We start from the raw sequence: 1,953 nt of genomic DNA on the forward strand, positions 1-1,953 counted from the left end.
TACAGGTTTTGTGCAACTTGTAGGAGCGAGGCTTGCCCGCGAAGGCGTCAGACCTGTCAGCACCGGCTTAACCCTTGCCTATACTTGTTTTTCCATAACAAAAGACATGACCAGAGGGCTGCGCCATGGACCATCTCGTACTCACGGTTTTCGCCCCGGACAAGCCCGGGCAGGTTGAGCGCATTGCCCAATGCATTGCCGAGCAGGGCGGCAACTGGCTGGAAAGCCGGATGTCGCGCATGGCCGGGCAATTTGCCGGGATTCTTCGAGTGGGGGTTCCGGCCGAAGGTTACGATTCGCTGGTCGATGCCCTGCAGGCTTTGTCGGCCCACGGCATTCGCGTGTTGATCGCCGAAAGCAGTATCGAGCAATCCTGCACCTGGAAACCGATTGAAATGGAACTGGTGGGCAATGACCGGCCGGGGATCGTTCGGGACATCACGCGCCTGTTGAGCGAGCAGGGGGTCAACCTGGAGCGCCTGGTGACCGAGGTGCGACCGGCGCCGATGAGCAGCGAGCCGCTGTTTCACGCCGAAGCGATTCTCGCGGTGCCGCTGACGCTGTCACTGGACGTGCTGCAATCGCGCCTGGAAACCCTGGCTGACGACCTGATGGTGGAGTTGGTACTGCGCAGTGAACCCTGATCGGGTTATCCAGTTTAAACGTGCACCTGCCTGTGGATAACCTGTAGAGACTGCGCGCCAGGCCACGTTATCCGTGGCTTGGCGAGAGTTGATCAAAAAAGCGCCAACATTCAGTGACTTGCGCACAAACGCCGGGGATCACGTTGTGGATAACCTTGGGAAGGAACCATGCAGGCCAAGTGAACCGTGGCCTGCAGAGGTTTGTATGTTTTTTGATCAGTTGCGGCGACGCAGACTTATCCACGCATCGATGCTGTAAACCGCAAGACCTGCCCAGATGAACATGAACGCCATTAACGTGGCGGAAGACAGGTGCTCACCAAACAGCAGCACCGCCTGCAGCAACACCAGCGTCGGCGCCAGGTACTGGAGGAAACCCAGGGTGGTGTAGGGCAGGTGCCGCGCGGCAGCGTTGAAACACACAAGCGGGACCAGCGTGACCGGGCCTGCTGCCACCAGCCACCAAGCTTCGGAGGTGGTCCAGAATTCGGCCTGCGCGCTGTGCGCCGTCGGGTTGAACAGCAACCATGCAATGGCGATCGGCACCAGCATCCAGGTTTCCACCACCAGACCCGGCAGGGCCTTGACCGGCGCTTGCTTGCGGATCAGTCCGTAGAAACCGAAGCTCAGCGCCAGCATCAGCGACACCCACGGCAGACTGCCCACCTGCCACACCTGCTGCGCCACGCCGATGGTCGCCAGGCCCACCGCAACCCACTGCATGCGCCGCAGCCGCTCGCCGAGGATCAGCATGCCCAGCAATACGTTGATCAATGGGTTGATGTAGTAGCCGAGGCTGGCTTCGAGCATGCGACCGTTGTTCACCGACCACACGTAGGTCAGCCAGTTGGCCGCGATCAGGGTGCCGCTCAGGGCCAGGATCGCCAGGCGTTTGGGGTTCTCGCGCAACTCGCGCCACCAGCCCGGGTGCTTCCACACCATCAGCAGCAGGGCGCCGAACAGCGCCGACCACAGCACCCGATGGATGATGATTTCCACCGCAGGCACGCTGGCGATGGCTTTGAAATAAAGCGGGAAAAGTCCCCAGATGATGTAGGCGGTCAAGCCCAGTATGTAACCCAGACGCGGGTTGGCAGCTTGCATGCAGAGTCCTTGCTTAGGCAGCTAACAAAGGAGCGATTGTAGGGAGATTTGCCGGTGGCTGTCCTGCGCAAATAAGTTGGGTAATTGTGAGCAATATTCATGTGCGAACGAGCGCATCCAATCAACACAAAACCTGTAGGAGCGAGGCTTGCCCGCGAAGGCGTCCGTCCAGTCGACTTCACTGGTGACTGACACGCCGTCTTCG

Annotated in this window: 2 protein-coding genes; one reads left to right on the top strand and one right to left on the bottom strand. The window is 59.9% G+C overall.

What is annotated here, in order from left to right; genetic code table 11:
• Nucleotides 1-125 precede the first annotated feature (125 nt).
• Nucleotides 126-644: a glycine cleavage system protein R gene (locus ACW9JE_RS30475; protein WP_224541659.1), complete on the top strand. Its 519-nt coding sequence runs from the start codon at nucleotides 126-128 to the stop codon at nucleotides 642-644.
• A 216-nt stretch (nucleotides 645-860) separates the two neighbouring features.
• Here ACW9JE_RS30475 and rarD read toward each other — a convergent pair whose 3' ends face one another.
• Nucleotides 861-1,748, bottom strand: a complete 888-nt coding sequence (gene rarD, locus ACW9JE_RS30480) for an EamA family transporter RarD (RefSeq protein ID WP_224541657.1) — start codon at nucleotides 1,746-1,748, stop codon at nucleotides 861-863.
• Between the last annotated feature and the right edge of the window lie 205 nt (nucleotides 1,749-1,953).

This window comes from Pseudomonas sp. SDO55104_S430, from assembly GCF_054070595.1.

Excerpts from the sequence above, each read along its gene's own strand:
- ACW9JE_RS30475 (WP_224541659.1), top strand. The coding sequence starts at position 126 with ATGGACCATCTCGTACTCACGGTTTTCGCCCCGGACAAGCCCGGGCAG.
- rarD (WP_224541657.1), bottom strand. The coding sequence starts at position 1,748 with ATGCAAGCTGCCAACCCGCGTCTGGGTTACATACTGGGCTTGACCGCC.